Genomic DNA, 20,670 nt, shown 5'->3' on the forward strand with positions numbered 1-20,670 from the left:
TGGGTGGCGCGGCCTCAGCGGGCCTCTTCTTGCAGCAGGTAGACGAGGTCGAGCACAGGCGCCGGCTGCCCCAGCGCCGTGAGGGCGGCGGTCACCTGCCCCCGGTGGTGCGTGGCGTGGTTGAACACATGCGCCAGCGCGCCGGCGAACGGCAGGCTCACACGCGCCCCGCGCATCGTGGTGTAGTCGAGCGCGCCGTCGAAGCGTGCGTCGGGCCAAGCGGCGATGAGCGGCGACCAAGCCTCGGCGCCAGCGATCAGCCGGGCACGCAGCGCGCCGCGGTCGGTTTCGAGCTCGGCATCGAGCGCGACCTGCGGTGACGCACCTTCGGCAAATCGTCGCAGCCACACCTGCTCTTCGGCCACCACCAGGTGGTTGAGCGTGCGGTGGATCGAGCCGAAGAACAGCCCGACATCGCGCCGGTAGTCGGTCTCGACGAGCGCATCGCAGGCCTCGAGCAAGCGCCGCGTGGCCCAGCGGTGGTAGCGCGCGAGCCCCTGGAAGTGCGCCTGGGCATTCACGCGCAGGCCCTCACATGCGAAACACGCCGAAGCGCGTGTCGGGAATCGGCGCGTTCAGGCTCGCGCTGATCGCCAGCGCCAGCACGCGGCGGGTGTCGGCCGGGTCGATCAGGCCGTCGTCCCACAGGCGGGCGGTCGCGTAGTAGGCGTTCGATTGCGCTTCGAATTGCGCCTGGATCGGCGCCTTGTAGACGGCCTCGTCGTCGGCGCTCCAACTCTTGCCTTGCGCTTCGAAGGCGTCGCGGCGCACGGTGGCCAACACGCTCGCGGCCTGCTCGCCGCCCATCACGCCGATGCGTGCGTTGGGCCACATCCACAGGAAGCGCGGGTCGTAGGCGCGGCCGCACATGCCGTAGTTGCCGGCCCCGAAGCTGCCGCCGATGACGACCGTGAACTTGGGCACCTGCGCGTTGGCGACCGCCATCACCATCTTGGCACCGTGTTTGGCGATGCCTTCGTTCTCGGCCTTCTTGCCGACCATGAAGCCGGTGATGTTCTGCAAAAAGACCAGCGGCACCTTGCGCTGGCAGCACAGCTCGATGAAGTGCGCGCCTTTCTGCGCCGACTCGGAAAACAGCACGCCGTTGTTGGCGACGAGGCCCACCGGCTGGCCCTCGATGTGCGCGAAGCCGGTCACCAGCGTGGCGCCGAAGCGCGGCTTGAACTCGTCGAACTCGCTGCCATCGACGATGCGGGCGATGACCTCGCGCACGTCGTAGGGCTTGCGCGTGTCGGTCGGGATCACCCCGTGCAATTCACGCGCATCGAACAGCGGCTCGCGCGCCGGCACGCAGGCCAGCGGGTTCGCCTTGCGCCAGTTGAGCCGCGCCACCGCCGCGCGGGCCAGCAGCAGCGCGTGCGCGTCGTTGTCGGCCAAGTGGTCGGCCACGCCCGACAGCCGCGTGTGCACGTCGCCGCCGCCCAGCGCTTCGGCGCTCACCACCTCGCCGGTGGCGGCCTTCACGAGCGGCGGGCCCGCGAGAAAGATGGTGCCCTGCTCTTTGACGATGATGGTCTCGTCGCTCATCGCGGGCACGTAGGCGCCCCCGGCCGTGCACGAGCCCATCACCACCGCGATCTGCGCGATGCCCTCGGCGCTCATGCGCGCCTGGTTGAAGAAGATGCGTCCGAAGTGGTCGCGGTCGGGGAAGACCTCGTCCTGGTTCGGCAGGTTGGCGCCGCCGCTGTCCACCAGGTAGACGCAGGGCAGGCGGTTGGCCTGTGCGATCTCTTGCGCGCGCAGATGCTTCTTGACGCTCAAGGGGTAGTAGGTGCCGCCCTTCACGGTGGCGTCGTTGCAGACCACCATGCACTCGACGCCCGAGATCCGGCCGATGCCGGCGATGAGCCCGGCGCCCGGCGCTTCGTCGTTGTAGAGGCCCAAAGCGGCCAGCGGCGCAATTTCGAGGAAGGGCGTGTCGGGGTCCAGCAGGCGTTCGACGCGTTCGCGCGGCAAGAGCTTGCCGCGTGCGAGGTGCTTGGTGCGCGCCGCGATGCCACCGCCCAGCGCGGCCTGGGCCAGCTTGTCGGCCAGGTCGTCGAGCCGTGCCCGCATCGCGGCCTGGTTGGCCTTGAAGTCTTCGGACCGGGGGTTGAGCTGCGAGCTGAGGGCAGGCATGGCACATTCGTTGAAAGCCGACGCGGCATGATAGTTGCGACGCTTCGCCGAGCCATCGCTTCACCCCTTCTTGGCCCGCCCGATGAAGCCCGACCCCGACCTTGCCCACGCGCTGCGCAGCGAACTCACCGACTGGCGGCCCTGGGCCACCCGCGCCGTGGTGCTGGCCTATGCGGTGGCGGCCGGGCTGGCGGTGGTGGCCTTCACCTGGTTGACCGAGCAGGCCTTCCACCTGTTCAAGCAGCTCAGCGGCCCGCTGGGCTATGGCCTGCTGCTGTGGATGCCGGCGCTGACCGCGCTGATCGTCTGGCTGACGCGGCGCTTCGCGCCGGGGGCGGCGGGCTCGGGCATCCCGCAGGTGATGGCGGCGCTCGACACGGCGGTCGCTGCCGACCAGCGCAGCCTGTACGTGTCGCTCAAGCTCACGCTGGCCAAGCTGCTGCTCACGCCGCTGGGCCTGCTGGCCGGCCTGTCGCTGGGCCGCGAAGGCCCGAGCGTGCAGATCGCCGCCGGCGTGCTGCACAACGCACGGCACTGGCTGCCGCAACGCAGCACGGTGTCCGACCACGGGCTGCTGACGGCGGGCGGCGCGGCCGGCATCGCCGCGGCCTTCAACACGCCGCTGGGTGGCGTCATGTTCGCCATCGAAGAGCTGTCGCGCAAACCCGAGCAGCGCAACAGCGGGCTCTTGATGGCGGCCATCGTGCTGGCGGGGTTGATGGCGGTGTCGGTGTACGGCAATGCCACGTACTTCGGCGTGATCCGCGTGCCCGATCTCGATTTCTCGCTGCTCGCGCCGGGCCTGCTGGTCGCGCTGCTGACCGGCGCGCTGGGCGGTCTGTTCGCACGGCTCTTGATCGCCTCGGCGCGGCCGGGCTTCGACCGGCTGGGCCGCCTGCGCCGCGAACGGCCGGTGGCCTTTGCAGCGGCCTGCGGCTTCATGGTCGCGGTGATCGGCCTGGCCACCGGCGGGGCCACGCTGGGCAGCGGCTACGAGCAGACGCGCGGGCTGCTCGCGGGCGAGGCGAGCCAGGCCGGCCTGTACCCCGGGCTCAAGCTCGTGGCCACCTGGTTCACCAGTTGGAGCGGCGTGCCGGCCGGCGTCTTCGCGCCCTCGCTGGCCATCGGCGCGGGCCTGGGCCAGGACATGGCGGTGCTCTTCGGCCAGGCCGACCCGCACGCGCTCATCGCGCTGGGCATGGCGGGCTTTCTCGCGGCCGTCACGCAGGCGCCGCTCACGGCCTTCATCATCGTGATGGAGATGGTCGCCGGCCACGCGATGGTGCTGAGCCTGATGGCCTGCGCACTGATCGCCAGCCTGGTCTCGCGCATGGTGAGCCCGCCGCTGTACAGCGCACTGGCACAACTGCAGTTGCTGCGGCTGCCACCGGTCGAGGCGCCCTTGGAGGCCCCCACCGAACCCGGTCCGGACAAAAAAACAGAGCCTCCGGAGAGGCTCTGAAAAGTGCTTGCTTCTGTCGTCCGCTTCCCTGGTTGGGAGAAGAAGGACGGATTCATTCTGCGCCCCTGCGCGCAGCCCGTGGGGTGTTTTTTCCCCCTAGGGCGAAGCCTTGGCGTGACCTGCAGCACGTTGCATCGGCCGATCTGCAGGTACCCACAGATACCAATGCGGTGGCGTGCGGCCGGGCGGGCTTAGCCCGCGTCGAGCAAGGCGTTCATGCGCTGCAGCAAGGCCCCCACCTGCACATGGTCGTCCAGGAAGAAGCGGGCGCGCGAGGGCGGGCCGTCGCGGCCGATGCGCACGGTGAGCCAGTGGCCGTCGGCGCGTTCGAAGACCGGCTCGTCGTTCAGGTCGTCGCCCAGGAACACCGCCGCCGCTGCGCCTGACCGAACAAGCAGCGCCAGCACCGCGTCGGCTTTGTCGGGTGCGTCGTCGGGGGCGAGGTTGAGCACGAACTTGCCGTGAAAGACGCTGAGCCCCGCGCCCATCTCGGGAAGCAGCGATTCGAGCAACGCGAGCGCCGCCACCGGGTCGGGCGCCAGGCGGTAGTGCAAGGCCAGCGAGTACTGCTTGTCTTCGACCGTGACGCCCGCCGCCTGCAGGGCCGCCGCATGTCGCGCCAGCAGGTTGCGGCATGCGGCCAGGCGGTGCAGCGAGCCGCTGCCCAGCAGCCCAGCCGGGTCTTCAGCGCCGTGGTTGCCCACCACGTAGGCCGGCTCGAAGCCCAGGCGCGTGCGCACGTCGCCGACCGCTCGGCCGGTGATCACGGCCACCGGCAGGCGCTGCGCCAGCACGGCCAGCGAGGCAGCGATGCCCACCGGCACCTGCGCGTCGTGGGGCCGGTCCACGATGGGGGCCAAGGTGCCGTCGAAATCGAAGGCCAGCAGCGGCCGCAAGGCCATCACGTCGCGCAGCGCGCGTTCGCCTTCGGGGGATTCGAGATGCTGCATCGGGCGGTGCTCAGTCACCACTGTGGTTTTGCACGCGGGCTTCGATGCGCTCGCGCAGGCGCAGCCGGGCCGCGTCGGCCAGCATGCGGCCGGCCCAGCGGAAGACGTTGAACTCGCGCACCGTGGCGCGCAGGCTGGCCATGCGCTCGCGCTGTTCGGCCTCGGGCATGGTGATGGCGCGGTGCAGCGCGTCGGCCGTTTCTTCCACGTGGTACGGGTTGACCAGCAGCGACTCGGTCATCTCGCGCGCGGCCCCGGCGAAGCGGCTCAGCACCAGTACGCCGTGCTCGTCGTCGCGCATGGCCACGAACTCTTTGCAGACGAGGTTCATGCCGTCGTGCAGGCTGGTCACCACGCACACGTCGCAGGCGCGGTACAGCTCGGCCAGCTGGTCGTGGTCGTGGTGCTCGGCCAACAGGTGCACCGGGGTGTAGCCGGGCTTGCCGAAGCGTTCGTTGATGCGCTCGGTGACGCGGTGGATGCGCTCCTGGAAGCTGCGGTACTCGTCGAGCGCCGAGCGCGTGGGCGCGGCCACCTGCACGAAGCTGAAGTGGCCCACGCACTCGGGATGCTTTTCGAGCATGCGCTCGACCGCGTGCAGGCGCTCAAGAATGCCCTTGGTGTAGTCGAAGCGGTCCACGCCGAGGCCGAGCTTGTGGTCGCGGGGCAGGCCCAGGCGCTCGAACACGGCAGCGCGCGCCTCGTTGGCCGGCTTGAGCCGGGCGAGCAACTCGTCGCTGGGCCATTCGATCGAGATCGGGTAGCTCTCGATCAGCGTGTCTTTCTCATGGAAGGACACGATCGAGTGCTCGTGCTCGATGCGCGCTTCGAGGAAGCGATCGACCGTCTCGATGAAGTTCTTGCAGTGAAAGCGCGTGTGGAAACCGAGGATGGTGCTGCCCAACATGCCGTGCAGCAGCTCGCGCCGCCACGGGCAGATGCCGAACGACTCGGGGTTGGGCCAAGGGATGTGCCAGAAAGTGATGATGGTCGCGCGCGGCAGCTTCTCGCGCACCATCGCCGGCAGCAGCGCGAAGTGGTAGTCCTGCACCAGCACGATGGGGTCTTCGCTGCGCGCCTCGGCAACCACGGCGTCGGCGAAACGCTGGTTGATCATCTTGTAGGCCTGCCAGTCGGACTCGCGGAACACCGGCCGCACATGCGCCACGTGGCACAGCGGCCACAGGCCCTCGTTGGCGAAGCCGAAGTAGTAGCCCTCTTCTTCTTCCTTCGTCATCCACACGCGGCGCAGCGCGTATTCGTTGCGGCCCGGTGGCACGCTGACGCGGTCTTTCGCATCGACCACCTCGCGGTCGCCGCTGCCGCTGCCGTGGGCGATCCAGGTGCCCGAGCAGGCGCGCATCACCGGTTCGACGGCCGTGACGAGGCCACTGGCGGGGCGCTTGACGATGACGCCTTGCTCGGTCTTTTCGTGGATGTAGGGTTCGCGGTTCGACACCACGATCACCTGGTCGCCGCGCAGCCGCGTCTGCAGCAGCGCGCGCAGGCGGGCCGGGTCCCACTCCGCCTCGGGGCCCTGCGAGCGGCGGTACTCGTCTTCGAGGTCGCGCAGCCGCGCACGCACGTCGGCCGCAAACGGCGCCAGCTCGGGCGGGGGCGACTCGAACGGGCGCAACACGCCTTCGCCGCGCAAGATGGCGCGCATGCCCGACACCCAGCCACGCCAGCTGAGCTGCGCCACCACCACGGTGATCAGCGTCATGGTCGCGCCCAGGCCGGCGATGAGGATGATCAGGTAGCGCTGCGTGTCCTGGCTGCGGCGCTCGATGAAGCTCATGTCCTGCAGCAAGACCACGTCGGCAAGATGGCCGCTTTCGGTGTCCACCGGGTAGAGGCCCACGTGCGTCGCGCCCCCGCCGAACTGCATCTGCGGGTCGGCCTGGCGCGCCACCTCGCGCGCCTGCTCGCAGGTCAGCCCCTTCGGAAAGCCGTAGGTTCGCTGCACCAGTTGCCCGTTGGGCAGGCACAGGCCCAGGCCCACCAGGCGTTCGTCTTGAATGACGCGGTTGAACAGGGCCTGCAGCCGCGTGCCGCCCCCCTCGTCGAGCGCGTCGCGGATCGAGTCCGACAAGGTGCTGGCCACCAGCGTGCCGCGCTGGCTCAGGTCGCGCGCGAACCAGCGCAAGGTGAACGAGTCCACCACCGGCAAAACGAAGTAGGCCGCCGCGACCAACGTGAGCAGCAACGGCACCAGAAAGCGAAGCTGAAGACGCAGCGTCCTCATGCGTTCGTGGGGCGCGCGACAGGGCGCACGCGATTCTGCAAAGGCTTGGGCATGCGGCCCACTGTAGCCAGCTTGGCAAACACCGCGTTTGCCAATGGCAATTCTTCGGTGGCATCCTCGCCCGGCTCGCCCAACAAAAAAACCGCAAGGAGCCGCGATGAACGACCCCGTGCCCCAAGGCACCTCGCCCCGCCACTCGCTCGACCTGGGGATGATCGGCAACTGCAGTATCAGCGGGCTCATCGACCGGTATGCACGCCTCGTGTGGTGCTGCATGCCGCGCTTCGACGGCGACCCCGTCTTCCACTCGCTGCTCGATGCGCACGAAGGCAAGCCCGGGGCCGACGGCAGCTTTGCCATCGAGCTCGAAGGCTGCGTGCGCAGCGAGCAGAGCTACGAGCACGGCACCGCCATCTTGCGCACCCGGCTTTTCGACGCCGAAGGCCAGGGCATCGAGGTGGTCGATTTCGCGCCGCGCTTCTTCATGCGCGACCGCACCTTCCGGCCCGCGCAGATCATCCGCCGCGTGCGTCCGCTGGTGGGCCATCCGCGCATCCGCCTCGTGGTGCGGCCGCGCTCGCAGTGGGGCCGCACGGTGCCCGTCACCGCGCGCGGCAGCAACCACCTGAGCTTTGTCGCGCCCGACCTCACGCTGCGCCTGACCACCAACGCGCCGCTGACCTATGTGGTCGGTGAGACCTGGTTCTCGCTGCACCAGCCCACGAGCTTCATCTTCGGCCCCGACGAAACGCTGTCGGGCGGCATCGAAGAAACCGCGCGCGACTTCGAAGAGCAGACCTCGCTGTACTGGCGCACCTGGACACGCCGGCTCGCACTGCCGCTCGAATGGCAAGAGGCGGTCATCCGCGCGGCCATCACCTTGAAGCTGTGCCAGTACGAAGAGACCGGCGCCATCGTCGCGGCGATGACCACGAGCATCCCCGAGGCCCCGCACAGCCAGCGCAACTGGGACTACCGCTACTGCTGGCTGCGTGACGCCTTCTTCGTGGTGCGCGCCCTGAACAGCCTGTCCGAAGTGGGCACGATGGAGGACTACCTGCGCTGGCTGCACGACGTGGTGCGCAGCGCCGCCGGCGGGCACATCCAGCCGCTCTACGGCATCGGCCTCGAAAGCCATCTCACCGAGGGCTTTGTCGAGCACCTGGCCGGCTACCGCGGCATGGGCCCGGTGCGCGTGGGCAACCAGGCGTATGAGCACCACCAGCACGACGTGTACGGCAACATCATCCTCGGCGCGGCGCAGTCCTTCCACGACCACCGGCTGTTCCGACGTGCCGACGCGACCGACTTCGCCTTGCTCGAAGGCGTGGGCGAACGCGCCTGGCAGCTGCACGACCAGCCCGACGCCGGCATGTGGGAGCTGCGCACCCGCGCCCGCGTGCACACCTCGTCGTCGCTGATGTGCTGGGCCGCCTGCGATCGGTTGGCCAAGATCGCCGCCACCTTGTCACTGACCCGTCCGGCCGCGCACTGGGCCGAACGCGCGCAGATCATCCGCAGCAAGATCCTCGAGGCCTCGTGGAACGAGAAGCGCCAGGCCTTCGCCGAGAGCTTCGGCGGCAGCGACCTCGACGCGAGCATCCTGCTGATGGCCGAGGTGGGTTTCATCGACCCACGCGACCCGCGCTTCGTGAGCACCGTGTCGGCGATGGAGTCCTCGCTGTGCGACGGCCCCTACATGCGCCGCTACGAGGCCGCCGACGACTTCGGCCGCCCCGAGGTGGCCTTCAACGTGTGCTCGTTCTGGCGGCTCGATGCGCTGGCGCGCATCGGCCGGGTGCAGCAGGCGCGTGAAATCTTCGAAGCCCTGCTCGCCAGCCGCAACCACCTGGGCCTGCTGTCCGAGGACTACCACCACGGCGACAAGGAGCTGTGGGGCAACTTCCCGCAGACCTACTCGATGGTCGGCGTGATCAACGGCGCGATGCGTTTGTCACGGCCCTGGGACGCGGTGGTGTGAGGCGCGCCGCGCCGCCGGTGATCGACCGGGGCCCGGCGGCGCCAGCCCGGCGAATAATCGCCGCATGAACATCCTCATCATCGGCGCCGGCCGAGTCGGCGAGAGCGTCGCCGAGAGCCTGGTGTCCGAGCACAACGACATCACCGTCGTGGACACCGACCGCCAGCGCCTGTCCTCCCTGCAAGACCGTTACGACCTGCGCGGCGTGTATGGCAACGGCACGCTGCCTTCGGTGCTGCGCGAGGCCGGCATCGCCGACTGCGACATGCTGATCGCCTGCGCGCATGCCGACGAGTCGAACCTCGTGGCCTGCAAGATCGCGCACGACATGTTCCAGGTGCCGACCACCATCGCGCGGCTGCGTTCGTCCGAGTTCGAGGGCGACCCGGCGATGCTGCGCAAGGACGGGGGCTTCGCGGTCGATGAGGTGATCTGCCCCGAGGCGTCGATCACGCGCTACGTGCGCAAGCTGGTCGAGTACCCCGAAGCCCTGCAGGTGCTCGAATTCGCCCAGGGCCTGGTCAGCTTGACCGCCGTGCGGGCGGTGGCCGGCGGGCCGCTGGTGAAGCACCGGCTCGAAGAGATCCCGAAGCTCGTGCCGGGCACCGACATGCGCATCGTGGCGATCTACCGGGGCGACCAGCGCGTGCCGCTGGACGGCCACACGCAGATCGAGCCCGACGACGAGGTGTTCGTGCTGGCGGCCACGCAGAACATCCGCGCGGTGCTGGGCGCGCTGCGCCAGCGCGAACGCAGCGCCAAGCGTTTGATGATCACCGGCGGCGGCAAGGTCGGCTCGCGCCTCGCGCAAGAGCTGAGCGACACGCACCAGATCAAGCTGATCGAGACCAGCCGCGCTCGCTGCGACGAGCTGGCCACGCAGCTGCCGTCGAGCGTGCTGGTGCTGCACGGCGACTCGACCGACGAAGACCTGCTCGAAGACGAGAACGTGGCCGACATGGACATGTTCATCGCGCTCACCAGCGACGACGAAGACAACATCATGTCGTGCCTGCTGGCCAAGCGGCTGGGCGCCAAGCGCGTGCTGGCGCTGATCAACCGGCGAGCCTACGCCGACCTGGTGCAGGGCACGCAGATCGACATCGCGGTGTCGCCCTCGCACACGGTGATCGGCGAGTTGCTGGCGCACATCCGGCGCGGCGACGTGCAGGCCGTGCACAGCCTGCGGCGCGGCGCGGCCGAAGCGCTCGAAGCGGTCGCGCGCGGCGAGAAACGCAGCTCGCGGGTGGTGGGCCGGCGCATCGACGAACTCGCACTGCCGAAGGGGGCCGAGATCGGCGCCATCGTGCGCGGCATCGAGGGCGACAACCCGCAGCCGCAGGTGCTGATGCCGCACCACGACACGGTGATCGAGGCCAACGACCACGTGGTCGTGTTCATTCCGCGCAAGCGCATGGTGCGCGACGTCGAGAAGCTGTTCCAGGTCGGCGCGACCTTCTTCTGATGCGCCGGCTTCGTCACAACAACTTCCCGGTGCTGTCGGTGCTGGGGGCCATCGTCGCGGTGTTCAGCTTCGCGTTCGCGGTGCCGGCCGGCGTGGCCGGGTGGTCGAACGACGGCAGCCTGCCGGCTTTCGCGCGGCCCTTCGGCATCACGCTGGTGAGCGGCCTGGTGCTGTGGGCCGCCACGCGCGGCGACCGCCGCGAGCTGCAGCCGCGCGACGGCATGCTGCTGGTCACGCTGACGTGGACGGTGCTGCCGCTCTTTGCCGCCCTGCCCTTCCTCGAACACTTCGCCAGCTCGGCGCGGCCGCTCACCTTCACCGACGCGTACTTCGAGGCCGTGTCGGCGCTCACAACCACCGGCTCGTCGGTGCTGTCGAACCTGGACGGCCTGCCAGCGTCGATCAACGTGTGGCGCACCTTCTTGCAGTGGGTGGGCGGCATGGGCATCCTGATCCTCGCGGTGGCGGTGCTGCCGCTGCTGGGCGTGGGCGCCGCGCAGCTGTTCAAGGCCGAATCGGCCGGCCCCTTGAAAGACACCAAGCTCACGCCGCGCATCACGCAGACGGCCAAGGGCCTGTGGGGCGTGTATGTGTCGCTGTCGCTGGCCTGCGTGGCGGCTTACTGGCTCGCGGGCATGGAGCCGCTCGACGCGTGGATGCACATGTTCGCCACCGTCAGCCTGGGCGGCCTGTCGTCGCACGACGCGAGTTTCGGCTTCTTCAATTCGCCGCTGCTCGAAGCGATCTGCATCGTCTTCATGCTGGTCGCGAGCTGCAACTTCGCGCTGTACTTCGTGGCGGTGCGCAAGCGGTCGCTGAAGGGCCTGCTGGGCGACCCCGAATCGCGTGCGACGCTGGCAGTGATGATCGGCAGCGCGCTGTTCATCGCCGGCCTGCTGGCCATGCGCGGCATCTACGAGCCGCTGACCGCGCTGCGCCACGCGATGTTCAACGTGATCTCGATCGCTTCGACCACGGGCTTCGTGACGGTGGACTACGCGCAGTGGCCGGTCTTTCCGCCGGTGCTGATGCTGCTGCTGTCGGGCGTGGCGACAAGCGCGGGCTCGACCGGCTGCGGCATCAAGATGATCCGGCTGCTGATCCTGGTGAAGCAGGCGCGGCGCGAGCTGACGCGCATGGTGCACCCGCGTGCGGTGCAGCCGCTGACGATCGGCGGCGCCATCGTCGATGGGCCGGTGATCTTCTCGGTGCTGGGCTTCATGCTGATGTACGGCGTGACGCTGATCGGGCTGACGCTGTTGCTGTTGCTGAGCGACCTCGACCTCGTGACCGCCGCGACGGCCGTGTTCGCCTCGGTCAACTGCATGGGCCCGGGCCTGGGCAACGTCGGCCCGGCCGGCAACTACGCGCACCTCAGCGACTACCAGACCTGGGTGCTGTCGCTCGCCATGCTGCTGGGCCGGCTGGAGATGCTGTCGATGATGGCGCTCTTCACGGTGCGCTTCTGGCGCAAATGATCGCCGCGGCGCGTGGCGCTCATTCGCGCACCGACGCCACCACCTGCTGCACCAGCCGTGCGGTGGCGTCGATGACCTCGCGCGAGTCGTAGGCGCCGGCGGTGATGACGACAGTCACGTCGAGTTCGGGCAAGACCACGAGCCGCTGCCCACCGTGGCCAAAGGCGCCTGCCCACCGGGTGGGGCGGCCGCGCCAGTCGAGCTGACCCACGCGCCACTGGTAGCCGTAGTGCACGGGTTCGCCGCTGGGCAGGCGGGCGCCGGTGGCGATGCGCGGCTTCAGCGACTCGGCGATCCAGTCTTCGGCCACCAGCTGGCGGCCCTGCCAGCGGCCGGCATCGAGCACCAGGCGGCCGATCTTGGCCAGGTCGCGGGGCCGCATGCGGGCGCCGTTGAAGGGCATGGGCCGGCCGCGCAGGTCGGTGGCCCATTCGACGTCGGTGATGCCCATCGGCTCGAACAGGCCCACCCGCGCCAACTCGGTGAAGGGCTGGCCGCTGGCACGTGCCACCGCTTCGGCGATGGCCCAGGTGCCGCCGCCGTTGTAGTTCCAATGGGTGCCGGGCGCGTGGTGGGTCAAGGCGCGGCCCAGCACGCAGCGAGGCAGGTCGGCGGTCCAGAACAGGCCGTGTTCGTCGTTCGGGAAGGTGCCCTCTTCCCAGGCCAGCCCGCTGGTCATCGTCAACAGGTGTTCGAGCGTGACCGCCTCACGCGTGGGTGTGCGCAGGTCGGCCAGCTCGGGGAAGGCATCGAGCGCAGGCCGGTGGATGTCAAACGCCGTGCCCTGCTGGTGCAGCACACCGACCAGCAGGCCGGTGAGGCTTTTGCTGATGGAGCGCACGTCGTGCCGCGTGGTCGGGCCGAAGTCGGTGTCGCCGGGCCAGGGGTTGAACAGGCCCCACAGCGTGGTGATGGGCCGGTCGGGCCGGCGGCGGTACAGCTCGGCGACGAGTTGGCCCCGCCGCTCGATGACAAGGCCATGAAAGTTCGTCTCGGCGTTGGCAAAGGCATGCACCACCGCACACAGCGCCTGCGGATCGAAACCGGCGTCGGCAGGTGGCGTGCGTGCCCAGCCGTCGCCGACCAACACCGGCACGCCACACAGCGGCGTGGGCATGGGCTCGGCCTGCGCGTGCAGGCAGAGGGCGGCGAGGCCGAAGGCGAGCAGCCGCCCGCCCTGAACTGCGAGACGATGCGGGGCGCGGCGCATGCTCATTCGCCCTGGCCGGCGGCCGCGGGCACGGCCCCGAGGTGCCGGTCGAAGAAGCGCGCGGCATCGGCCGCCACGCTGCGGTGGATGGCGTTGCGGTCGAGCCCTTCGGCCTCGCGGCAGATCGCACCGGCCATCCAGCGGCCCAACCAGTGGCAGCTCGAGAGGAAGCTGTAATGCCCCACGCCCGGCAGCACCTGCAACTGCGCCCCCAGGATCGCCTGCGCCACCGGTTGCGCGTGCCGCTCGGCGGGCGTCTGCTCGTCGTGGGTGCCGACGACCACCTGCACCGGCCGGCGTATCGCGCGCAAGCTAGCTTCGGTGTAGACAGGCCCGACAGCCGGCGCCAGCACGAAGGCGGCGCGGATGCGCGGGTCGTCGTAGGCATCGCCCGAGCGCGCCAGCGCCTGCTGCACGCGCGGGTGGCTCCCCATCAGGCGGCTCAACTCGCCCACCGACGCGCCGGCCTCGGGCGGCAGCTTGCAGGCCGTGTCGTCGGGCCGGGCGGCGCAGAAGCGCTGCCACTGCGCGAAGTCGAGCCGCGCGCCCACGCTGGCCAGCGCCGTGTAGCCGCCGATCGAGAACCCCGCCACGCCGATGCGGGCCGGGTCGATGCGCGGGCCGAAGCGCGCATCGGCCAGCAAGCGGTCCATCAGCACCGACAGGTCGCGGGGGCGGTCCCACCAGACGACGAAGCCTTCGGGGTGTTTCTCGGGCTCGGCCCCGGTGTTGCCGTGGTGGTTGACCGCCGCCACCACGTAGCCCTGTCGGGCCAGCGCCTCGCCCAGCCACGCGATGCTGGCCGCGCCACCGCCCGTGCCATGCGACAGCAGCACCAGCGGCCAGCGGGCCGGCGCCTCGGCCCAGCGCGCATCGACCGCGCCAACGCCGGCGTTGAAGGGCCCCAGGCGCCACGGTGTTTCGCAAGCGCCGGCCTCGGCCGGGTACCAGACCGTCGTGTTCAGGGGACGCGGGCCGAGGCCTGGCCAGTCGAGCCGGGCCGGGTCGCTGTAAGGGATGTGGCTGCGGCCGACGCCAAAGGGTCGCGCGGGGGTGTCGGCGTGGGCGCCGCCGGCCACCAGGGTTGACAGGGCGACCGGCAACGCGGCCGCACACAGGGTGGCCCAGAGCCGGGCCAGGGGTTTCGACAGCATGGCGAACCTCGTTCGAGTGACAAGGCCGCCAGCGTGCCGCCCGGCACCGGGCGCGGCCCGCCGATTTCGAACTTCGGCTAGCCGATCGTCGAAGGCGCGGGCTTCGGCGCCTCGGCCGGGGGGGCGGGGGCGACCGGCGGGGGTGCGCCCATCCGCGATTGCCGGCGGTAGTCGCTCGGTGTCAGGCCGGTCGCGGCCTTGAACGCACGGTTGAAGGGGCCGAGCGACGAGAAGCCGGCGTCCATCGCGAGGGTGAGGATGGGCACCGCGTCGAAGGCGCTGTCGGCCAGCGCGCGGCGGGCGTCCTCGACCCGGTAGGTGTTCAGGAAGGCGTTGAAGTTGCGGTGGCCCAGGCCCTGGTTGATGACACGCCGCAGCTTGTGTTCGGCCAGGCCCATGCGCTGCGCGAGCGTGCCGATGGTGAGGTTTTCTTCGCGGTAGACCAATTCGACCTGCATCAACTCATTCAGGGCCGAGACGAGCGCCGGGTCGGGCCGGACCTCGACGGGGTCCGCCGCCTCGCCCGGCACGGGCGCCTCGGGGGCGGCGGGCGCGCCATCGGACAGCGCACCGGCGGGAACGACCGGTGCCGCCTCGAAGGCCGCGAACAGCCGCTGCCCCGGCAGGTGCAGCAAGCGCCAGGCGATGAACACATTCAAGGCCAGCAGCAGGGCGGCGTTGAACAGGCTCGCGAAGGCCGCACGCACATCGCCGCCCATTGCCGTCGCCATCCCTTGCATCAAGACGATGTGGCCGCCCACGCCGGCCGCGATGAAGAGCCGCACGCGGCGGCGCTCTTCGACCAGGTCACCACGCCAGTGCACCAGAGCTTGCACGACCGCCAGCACGGCCAGCGCCACGGTGGCCAGGCTGAGCGAGCTGCCGATGGCCTGGGCGACGTCCTGCCCCATGGGGCGGGCGAGCAGGCAGTTCAAGGCGCCCAGCAGCGCCATCACCCCCCACGCCAACGCGTGCCAGCGCCGCAGCGTGAAGCCGTCGTCCAGCAGAGAACGGGTGAAGAGCCAGAACACGAAGGTGTTGGCGGTGGCCAGCCCGGTGATCGGTGCCTGCCACGCGGCCACCGGGTTCGCAAGGCCCGGCGCGGTGCTCAGCGCGAACGCCGCCGCCCCCACGCCGAAAGCCGCGCCCAGGCGTCCGGCAACCCGCGTGCGGTGCTCGCGCCACAGCAGCGCTGCCATCAGCAAAGGCAGCCCGATGGCGCCGCCACGCAGCAGCCAGTTGAGCATCAACGAGAGGTCGGCAGTCACAGAATCGGTGGAAAAACGCGGTGGAACGGCATTTTGACCACCGATTGACGCCCGTCAGCCCGAGGCCCTCAAGTCGGCGCAGGCCAAACCGATAAGTTCCCCATCTGCTCGAACCCACACCTCTGGGGCCGCCTCACCATGCAAACCGACACCGCGATCTCGCGCGACCGGCGCAAACACCTCGAAGTTGACATCTGCGACCCGCTGGAGGTCGCGCGCTGGGCCTGGCTGCTTGATGTCGCCGAAGCGCAGATCTGCCACGCCGTGGCGATGGTCGGCCCAAATGGCGAGGCGGTGGCCGAATACCTCGAGATGTTCTGCCGCTACACGGCCGACGTGCCGAGCTGATCACCCCTCGAAGACTCGCCCGGCATGCGGCCTGGCCGGCCCCTCGGCACGGCCCAGTCACACAGCCGGGCGAGGCAACGCCATCAGCCGTCGATCACCCCGCAGGCCACACGCGCACCGCCGCCGCCCAACGGCAAGGGATGGTCGGCATGGTTGTCGCCGCCCGCGTGAATCATCAACGAGCGACGCCGGACATCGGCCAGCTTCAAACGAGGCGCATGCACGGGGTTCACGGCCGTACCGTCCGCCGCCACATACAGCGGCGGCAGGTCACCCAGGTGACCTTCGCCCCACGGCTCCCCATGCTGCTTGGTCCCCTTCGGGTCCAGGTGTCCACCCGCCGCCAAGGCGGGCACCAACGCGCCATCCTTCTCGGCCGCCGCGCACGACGGCTTCTCATGAACGTGAAAGCCATGCAGGCCGGGCGGCAGCCCCTTCAACGCCGGATAGAACGCCAGCCCATACGGCGTCTCGACAATTCGCACACTGCCCACCCCAGCGCCCATCCCCGTCTTCTCTGCCATGTTCACGGGAACCGTGACCTCGGCGCCAACAGCCGCACCGACCAACAAGCACGCAGTGACAGCGAACAATGCATTTTTCATGTGAGTCCTCCTTGATGTGAAACCTCATTACCGGTGAAGGTAACGTTCATGGAACGAATCCTTTCAGCGCAGCGGTGGCGAACGAACTCAGCGGCTTGAACTGAAGCCCCAGACGAAACCCTCCGTCCTTCCCCGCCAACGTGCAGTTTGCGACTGTGGCCGATGCCTCGAGGACGGAGCTTCCGGTCGGGTTGGCAGGGAGACTCATTCGGAGGGTCACGTCCGTTCCCACTGTCAGGTTCAGGTCGCAGACGACACCAGCGCCTCCTTCTCCAATGTCGAGCGTGCGCGCGGGAATGAGCCGCCCATCCGACAGGCCGAGCACCGCCGACGTTCGAATCGTATGCCGGTCGCTACCGCGCCGGTCATTGATCACAGTCTTGGGCAGATTCACGATCTCAGTGGCCTGACGTTTGACAGGAGCGGTTTACCTCGTCCCGCCGTACTGCGCAACAACAGCCTCGACTGACGGGTTCGACGTGCCCATCCCGTTGATGAACACTGCGGGAATTTCACCTTTGAGAACTTTGAGGGTTCTGTTGAGGCGCTCTCGCTCCTCTTTGCTCGGGCTCACCGATTCCAACGAAAAGTGATCCGACCGCTGCACAGGAACACCGAGGCGCTCCAGCTTCTCGGCGAGACTGTTTGCGCGCCGGGCCGCTTCGGAGGGGCAGTTCTTCGGCGCAAAAACAAGAACAACATTTCGCTTCGACCCGGGGGGCATGGCCACTGAAACAAAGCCGTTCGATTCGCTCTGCGTCCCCTCGGCTTCGAAGCGCGCATCGGTGTACTTGCTCCACTGGTGATACCCAGCACCAAGAGCTGCGAGCAATAGAAGAACCTTCAGTAAGTTCACATTTCTCCTCGGTGGAACAAAGGCCTCATGTTTGACATGAAGTGTGACCGGCCGGCACAGCCGGCTCGGCATCCCTCGATGGAAGGGTTAGGCATCTTCCAGCCCACTTCGTCAACGCAGAAGCCCGCGCTTTGGTTTCCTCAACAATGCACAAATTCGCGTACGCAGCTTTCCACGCCGGCACTCCACCTTCGATAGGCCCTCCAGGTCCGACGCTCGGCGGCAACAACGTCACGCATGTAAGCAGGATCACCCGACGCCTTCACACGCGCATCCTCCTCCCTGCGCTCAAGAGCGGCGAGGTCTCGTTCGGCGAGTCGTAAACGCACGGACGCACACACATTGACGCCGTTCTAAGGCCTGACCGGAGAGAACCCTTCCCAGTTGCGCGTTTGATGCCTTCGTAGAGCTCGCCGCAGCATATCGGCAACCATCAACCTGCTCGGCGGCGATCGATACGCCAGAACCAAATCAGAAAGGTACTTCCTTGCTTGCTCGGGCGGACATGCGGGCCCTATTGACACCTCATCATCCGAAGCAAGCGCCGCAATCACTTCTGCGATGACCTGCTCACAATATGCGGCCTCTCCAAACTTCTTCTGAAGTGCCCTACCGGCCTCCAACGCATCAAGCCTGTATCGCTCTCGACAGATGTACAAGAGGCCCACCACTCGCGATTTTGCGCACTCCGCGTTGCCGATCAACTGCCAATCCACAGTGATGCCTAACGTTTGACATGAGAGGCCCGACCCGGCTTGCCGGGGTGGGCCCTCCCGATGGAATGGTTAGGCGCCGCCATCGCTAGGGAATATGTCGAAGTGAAGGACATCCTCTCGGACTCCGAGCTTCGTGTAGAGACTGATTGCCGGATCGTCGCCGTGATCTGCCTGAACGAAGATGACGTACGCACCTAGGGCTTTTGCCAGTTTCTTGAGCTCTTGAATCATTGCTGTCGCAATGCCTTGGCGGCGATGGCTTTCTAGTACAGCCAGATCGTAGATGTATATCTCTGAACGAGCCTGCTCAAACTTGGGAAGCACATATGCCGCAAGACCGCCGATCACCTTTGCTTCAGAAAGCGCTGCCACAGCGATGAACGTCCGGCTTGAGAGCAATTCCTTGAGATAGGTGTCCGTTGGTTGCTTCCGGGTGTACGTCGACTTGTCTTCGAAGGCCTCGCCAAATACGGCAAGCATTTCCCGCATTGCCTGAATGTCGGAGCTGCCAATGGCTCGAACGCGATAAGTCTCTGATTTCATTTCCGAAGCGCTCAGCGGCGCCTAACGTTTTGACATTCGCCAGATGAATAGTTAGACGTTTTCTGCAAAGTTCGATGTTCTCAATCCAGAGAAATGTCGATGTATCGCTTCATTTTTTGGAAGCTTGATTCACTACGCTACGGCGTGTACTGCGTGGTGAGGATATACATCTCAAACACAAACGCTGCGAGAGCCAAGAGCATCGGAAGCATTGACAGCGTCTCTTCCATGTTCGTTGGCGTCGGGTTTCTAACTTGGTTGGCCCGATGACTCCTGAGACCCAGGTAGAACGCGATTGGCGGCAGAACAAATATCGGGAGCACGAGCCACAGTGTGACTACTGACAGAAGGGTCAAGCAGATTGATGCGGCAGCCACGAAGAAGCCTCTCGTTTGGACGTCTAGCGTTTGACATGAGGGGTGGCCAGACGGCGTAACCGGCTGGCCATCCCCTCGATGGAACAGCTAGGTGTCACTTTTCCCCGTTCGAGACGTACTCGACATCACTGACTAAGCCAGCTGCGTCAAACGAAACGATCAAGGTCTTGCTGTAGAACTTCATGTTGAACGCGTTGCCTTTGGCGTGCGAGTAGCTGTAGATGTACGCCGTCTCGCCCGGCTTCTTGATGAATGGGTAGATGCCTCGGCCGTTGGGAGTGCCGAGGAGGTTTACCACCTCAGCCTTTGTCGTCCTGCCTTTTGCAATGCTCGAGACCTTGCTCTCATCAAAGTCGGTCGCGTCGTTTGGGAACGAACTGACGAATTCGTCTGCCACCAACAAGTCGTTGTGCGTCAGGAAGACCATTGCTCGGGCGGGAATAACGCCTGGGTACTTTCCGGTGCCGGCTCCTTCGGCATACGCATAGCGAGCCGACTTCAACTTCTGCTCGTTACGCAGGACTTCACCCGACTGCGGCGCAGGACCGCCCATCGCTTGGGAAATCTGAGCAGATGTTGATCGACCAAGCTCAAGTGCGCCCGGGTCCGGCCGCTTGAAGTTTGTGCCGGCACAGCCGGACAGGATCGCAATGGCGATACTGGCGAGAGCAATACGAAAGGTCGATGTCATTTGGTTTGTGTGGTTGTCGCAGCACGGAAGTTCTGCGCAGGATGTGCTGCCTGACCCTGCGCCAAGTGATTCTCTCCAGAAACTGGCGTAGGTAAGTGGGGTGACACCTAACGTTTGACATGAGCGGTGACGAAAAGGCGCAGCCTTTGCGGCATCCGCTCGATGGAAGGGTTAGGCGGCGCTTCCACACCGACCTCGATGTTGCCCTTGAGCGGCTGGTCATTGCAAACGGCACGACCATTAGTGACCTATGCGAAGGCGAAGAAATACAAAGAACGCGAACCAAATAAGCTCCAGGTAGCAAATGAAATTAACTACTTGCAGGGTGTGAACTCGACTGCTACCGCGAAATACCTTTACGGCCAAAATGACGAGTATTGGTGGCGGCACTAGTGAAGCAAAGAATAGCGGGACACCCACTTGGGGTTTTACTGGCGAGCTCTCGATGTTGAGGAAGCCAAAGCTCGTAAGGCCTGCTAAGGCCAAACCAGGGAGAACACCAATCAGTGCCTCACTGCTTGGTGCATCTTTCGGCGCTGCGAAGAAATAGACGATGCTGACCCAGACAGACGCAACGGGAGCCAGAAAAAGGAAGAACAGTGCACCGTCCACTGGTTTGCGACGCCTAACGTTTGACATGAGCGGTTCGCCGAAGGCGAATCCGCTCGATGGAGGGGTTAGACCTCTGTGGACGAAGCCACAGAGGAATGCTCGCAGACGAGCCGAAGTTTGAGCTAGCGCGGCCGACCAACCGATAGGCCCGATGACCCACGTTACGTGCGCTGGCCGCCAACGGACGGACAGCCCGCGCCAACCGCTGCGACCTGCTCAGCGAAACCACCGCCAGTGGATGCGCGCACGATGCGCGTGACAGCCAGGGTTGAACCAAACGAGCAGTCGTTTGATGAAGCACCGTTTGCATAACTCGCACTGCTTTCGGAGGCACGCCGCCTGGACCAACACTGAGGTCTAACGTTTGACATGAGCGGCTCGCCGAAGGCGAGTCCGCTCGATGGAATGGTTGGGCGTCATTCTTGGCCAACCTCGCTGCTCTCGAACAGCGGCCTTTCCCTGCTTCGAACCGGCACCGAACTCGACCAAGCGTTCACGCCGGGAAGCGGCCTCAACCGAACTGACTGCCAGGCGCAGCACTGCGGCGCGGAGCGCCCTTCAAAACCTGAC

17 protein-coding genes are annotated in these 20,670 nt (G+C 67.1%); 5 read left to right on the forward strand and 12 right to left on the reverse strand.

Annotated features, from left to right (window positions below):
- Positions 1-14 precede the first annotated feature (14 nt).
- Both AC1KAT_RS12845 and AC1KAT_RS12850 read right to left on the reverse strand, forming a co-directional pair.
- A complete protein-coding gene (locus AC1KAT_RS12845) occupies positions 15-521 on the reverse strand; it encodes a DinB family protein (protein ID WP_480326454.1) in 507 nt (168 codons plus the stop codon).
- A gap of 10 nt (positions 522-531) precedes the next feature.
- Positions 532-2,139 (reverse strand): carboxyl transferase domain-containing protein, encoded by a 1,608-nt coding sequence (locus AC1KAT_RS12850; protein WP_480326456.1) that lies wholly within the window; start codon positions 2,137-2,139, stop codon positions 532-534.
- Between the two features lie 82 nt (positions 2,140-2,221).
- On the opposite strand from AC1KAT_RS12850, the gene AC1KAT_RS12855 reads away from it, so the two are divergent.
- Positions 2,222-3,601 carry a chloride channel protein gene (locus AC1KAT_RS12855; protein ID WP_480326458.1) on the forward strand — a complete coding sequence of 460 codons (1,380 nt, stop codon included), beginning with the start codon at positions 2,222-2,224 and terminating at the stop codon, positions 3,599-3,601.
- A 191-nt stretch (positions 3,602-3,792) separates the two neighbouring features.
- Here the strand turns inward: AC1KAT_RS12855 and otsB are convergent, their stop codons facing one another.
- Complete coding sequence (gene otsB, locus AC1KAT_RS12860) at positions 3,793-4,551, reverse strand: trehalose-phosphatase (protein WP_480326460.1); 759 nt, start codon at positions 4,549-4,551, stop codon at positions 3,793-3,795.
- A gap of 10 nt (positions 4,552-4,561) precedes the next feature.
- Positions 4,562-6,796 (reverse strand): alpha,alpha-trehalose-phosphate synthase (UDP-forming), encoded by a 2,235-nt coding sequence (locus tag AC1KAT_RS12865; RefSeq protein ID WP_480326462.1) that lies wholly within the window; start codon positions 6,794-6,796, stop codon positions 4,562-4,564.
- Positions 6,797-6,953: 157 nt separating this feature from the next.
- Here AC1KAT_RS12865 and AC1KAT_RS12870 point away from each other — a divergent pair, with 157 nt between their 5' ends.
- The 3 genes from AC1KAT_RS12870 to AC1KAT_RS12880 all read left to right on the forward strand — a co-directional run bounded on the left by AC1KAT_RS12870 (position 6,954) and on the right by AC1KAT_RS12880 (position 11,720).
- A complete protein-coding gene (locus tag AC1KAT_RS12870) occupies positions 6,954-8,777 on the forward strand; it encodes a glycoside hydrolase family 15 protein (protein WP_480326464.1) in 1,824 nt (607 codons plus the stop codon).
- 64 nt (positions 8,778-8,841) lie between these two features.
- Positions 8,842-10,242, forward strand: coding sequence for a Trk system potassium transporter TrkA (gene trkA, locus AC1KAT_RS12875; protein WP_480326466.1), 1,401 nt, complete (start codon positions 8,842-8,844; stop codon positions 10,240-10,242).
- Positions 10,242-11,720: a TrkH family potassium uptake protein gene (locus AC1KAT_RS12880; protein WP_480326468.1), complete on the forward strand. Its 1,479-nt coding sequence runs from the start codon at positions 10,242-10,244 to the stop codon at positions 11,718-11,720. The genes trkA and AC1KAT_RS12880 overlap by 1 nt, the downstream gene beginning before the upstream one ends.
- A gap of 19 nt (positions 11,721-11,739) precedes the next feature.
- Here AC1KAT_RS12880 and AC1KAT_RS12885 read toward each other — a convergent pair whose 3' ends face one another.
- The 3 genes from AC1KAT_RS12885 to AC1KAT_RS12895 form a co-directional block, all read right to left on the reverse strand.
- The gene (locus AC1KAT_RS12885) at positions 11,740-12,936 is read right to left on the reverse strand and encodes a serine hydrolase domain-containing protein (RefSeq protein WP_480326470.1); all 1,197 of its coding nucleotides are present in this window, start codon (positions 12,934-12,936) and stop codon (positions 11,740-11,742) included.
- Positions 12,933-14,084: an alpha/beta hydrolase family protein gene (locus tag AC1KAT_RS12890; protein ID WP_480326472.1), complete on the reverse strand. Its 1,152-nt coding sequence runs from the start codon at positions 14,082-14,084 to the stop codon at positions 12,933-12,935. Before AC1KAT_RS12890 ends, AC1KAT_RS12885 begins: the two co-directional genes overlap by 4 nt.
- A 77-nt stretch (positions 14,085-14,161) precedes the next feature.
- Positions 14,162-15,352, reverse strand: a complete 1,191-nt coding sequence (locus tag AC1KAT_RS12895; RefSeq protein WP_480326474.1) for an AraC family transcriptional regulator — start codon at positions 15,350-15,352, stop codon at positions 14,162-14,164.
- A 138-nt stretch (positions 15,353-15,490) separates the two neighbouring features.
- On the opposite strand from AC1KAT_RS12895, the gene AC1KAT_RS12900 reads away from it, so the two are divergent.
- Complete coding sequence (locus AC1KAT_RS12900; RefSeq protein WP_480326476.1) at positions 15,491-15,700, forward strand: DUF3606 domain-containing protein; 210 nt, start codon at positions 15,491-15,493, stop codon at positions 15,698-15,700.
- Positions 15,701-15,783: 83 nt separating this feature from the next.
- Here the strand turns inward: AC1KAT_RS12900 and sodC are convergent, their stop codons facing one another.
- The 5 genes from sodC to bamE form a co-directional block, all read right to left on the reverse strand.
- The gene (sodC, locus tag AC1KAT_RS12905) at positions 15,784-16,305 is read right to left on the reverse strand and encodes a superoxide dismutase [Cu-Zn] SodC (RefSeq protein ID WP_480326478.1); all 522 of its coding nucleotides are present in this window, start codon (positions 16,303-16,305) and stop codon (positions 15,784-15,786) included.
- 46 nt (positions 16,306-16,351) lie between these two features.
- Positions 16,352-16,699 (reverse strand): PilZ domain-containing protein, encoded by a 348-nt coding sequence (locus AC1KAT_RS12910; protein ID WP_480326480.1) that lies wholly within the window; start codon positions 16,697-16,699, stop codon positions 16,352-16,354.
- A 33-nt stretch (positions 16,700-16,732) separates the two neighbouring features.
- Entirely contained in the window at positions 16,733-17,161 is a 429-nt protein-coding gene (locus tag AC1KAT_RS12915; protein ID WP_480326482.1) for a hypothetical protein, read from the reverse strand.
- A 785-nt stretch (positions 17,162-17,946) separates the two neighbouring features.
- A complete protein-coding gene (locus tag AC1KAT_RS12920; RefSeq protein ID WP_480326484.1) occupies positions 17,947-18,420 on the reverse strand; it encodes an AAC(3)-I family aminoglycoside N-acetyltransferase in 474 nt (157 codons plus the stop codon).
- A 471-nt stretch (positions 18,421-18,891) separates the two neighbouring features.
- Positions 18,892-19,488 carry an outer membrane protein assembly factor BamE domain-containing protein gene (gene bamE, locus AC1KAT_RS12925; RefSeq protein WP_480326486.1) on the reverse strand — a complete coding sequence of 199 codons (597 nt, stop codon included), beginning with the start codon at positions 19,486-19,488 and terminating at the stop codon, positions 18,892-18,894.
- Between the last annotated feature and the right edge of the window lie 1,182 nt (positions 19,489-20,670).

It is taken from the genome of Piscinibacter sp. PDB5-1 (assembly GCF_056676035.1).

What these genes read in the sequence shown, in the direction of transcription:
- AC1KAT_RS12865 (WP_480326462.1), bottom strand. Translation starts at nt 6,796, where the DNA reads ATGAGGACGCTGCGTCTTCAGCTTCGCTTTCTGGTGCCGTTGCTGCTC.
- otsB (WP_480326460.1), bottom strand. Translation starts at nt 4,551, where the DNA reads ATGCAGCATCTCGAATCCCCCGAAGGCGAACGCGCGCTGCGCGACGTG.
- AC1KAT_RS12885 (WP_480326470.1), bottom strand. Translation starts at nt 12,936, where the DNA reads ATGAGCATGCGCCGCGCCCCGCATCGTCTCGCAGTTCAGGGCGGGCGG.
- trkA (WP_480326466.1), top strand. Translation starts at nt 8,842, where the DNA reads ATGAACATCCTCATCATCGGCGCCGGCCGAGTCGGCGAGAGCGTCGCC.
- sodC (WP_480326478.1), bottom strand. Translation starts at nt 16,305, where the DNA reads ATGAAAAATGCATTGTTCGCTGTCACTGCGTGCTTGTTGGTCGGTGCG.
- AC1KAT_RS12855 (WP_480326458.1), top strand. Translation starts at nt 2,222, where the DNA reads ATGAAGCCCGACCCCGACCTTGCCCACGCGCTGCGCAGCGAACTCACC.
- AC1KAT_RS12870 (WP_480326464.1), top strand. Translation starts at nt 6,954, where the DNA reads ATGAACGACCCCGTGCCCCAAGGCACCTCGCCCCGCCACTCGCTCGAC.
- AC1KAT_RS12890 (WP_480326472.1), bottom strand. Translation starts at nt 14,084, where the DNA reads ATGCTGTCGAAACCCCTGGCCCGGCTCTGGGCCACCCTGTGTGCGGCC.
- AC1KAT_RS12900 (WP_480326476.1), top strand. Translation starts at nt 15,491, where the DNA reads ATGCAAACCGACACCGCGATCTCGCGCGACCGGCGCAAACACCTCGAA.
- bamE (WP_480326486.1), bottom strand. Translation starts at nt 19,488, where the DNA reads ATGACATCGACCTTTCGTATTGCTCTCGCCAGTATCGCCATTGCGATC.
- AC1KAT_RS12850 (WP_480326456.1), bottom strand. Translation starts at nt 2,139, where the DNA reads ATGCCTGCCCTCAGCTCGCAGCTCAACCCCCGGTCCGAAGACTTCAAG.
- AC1KAT_RS12920 (WP_480326484.1), bottom strand. Translation starts at nt 18,420, where the DNA reads ATGAAATCAGAGACTTATCGCGTTCGAGCCATTGGCAGCTCCGACATT.
- AC1KAT_RS12880 (WP_480326468.1), top strand. Translation starts at nt 10,242, where the DNA reads ATGCGCCGGCTTCGTCACAACAACTTCCCGGTGCTGTCGGTGCTGGGG.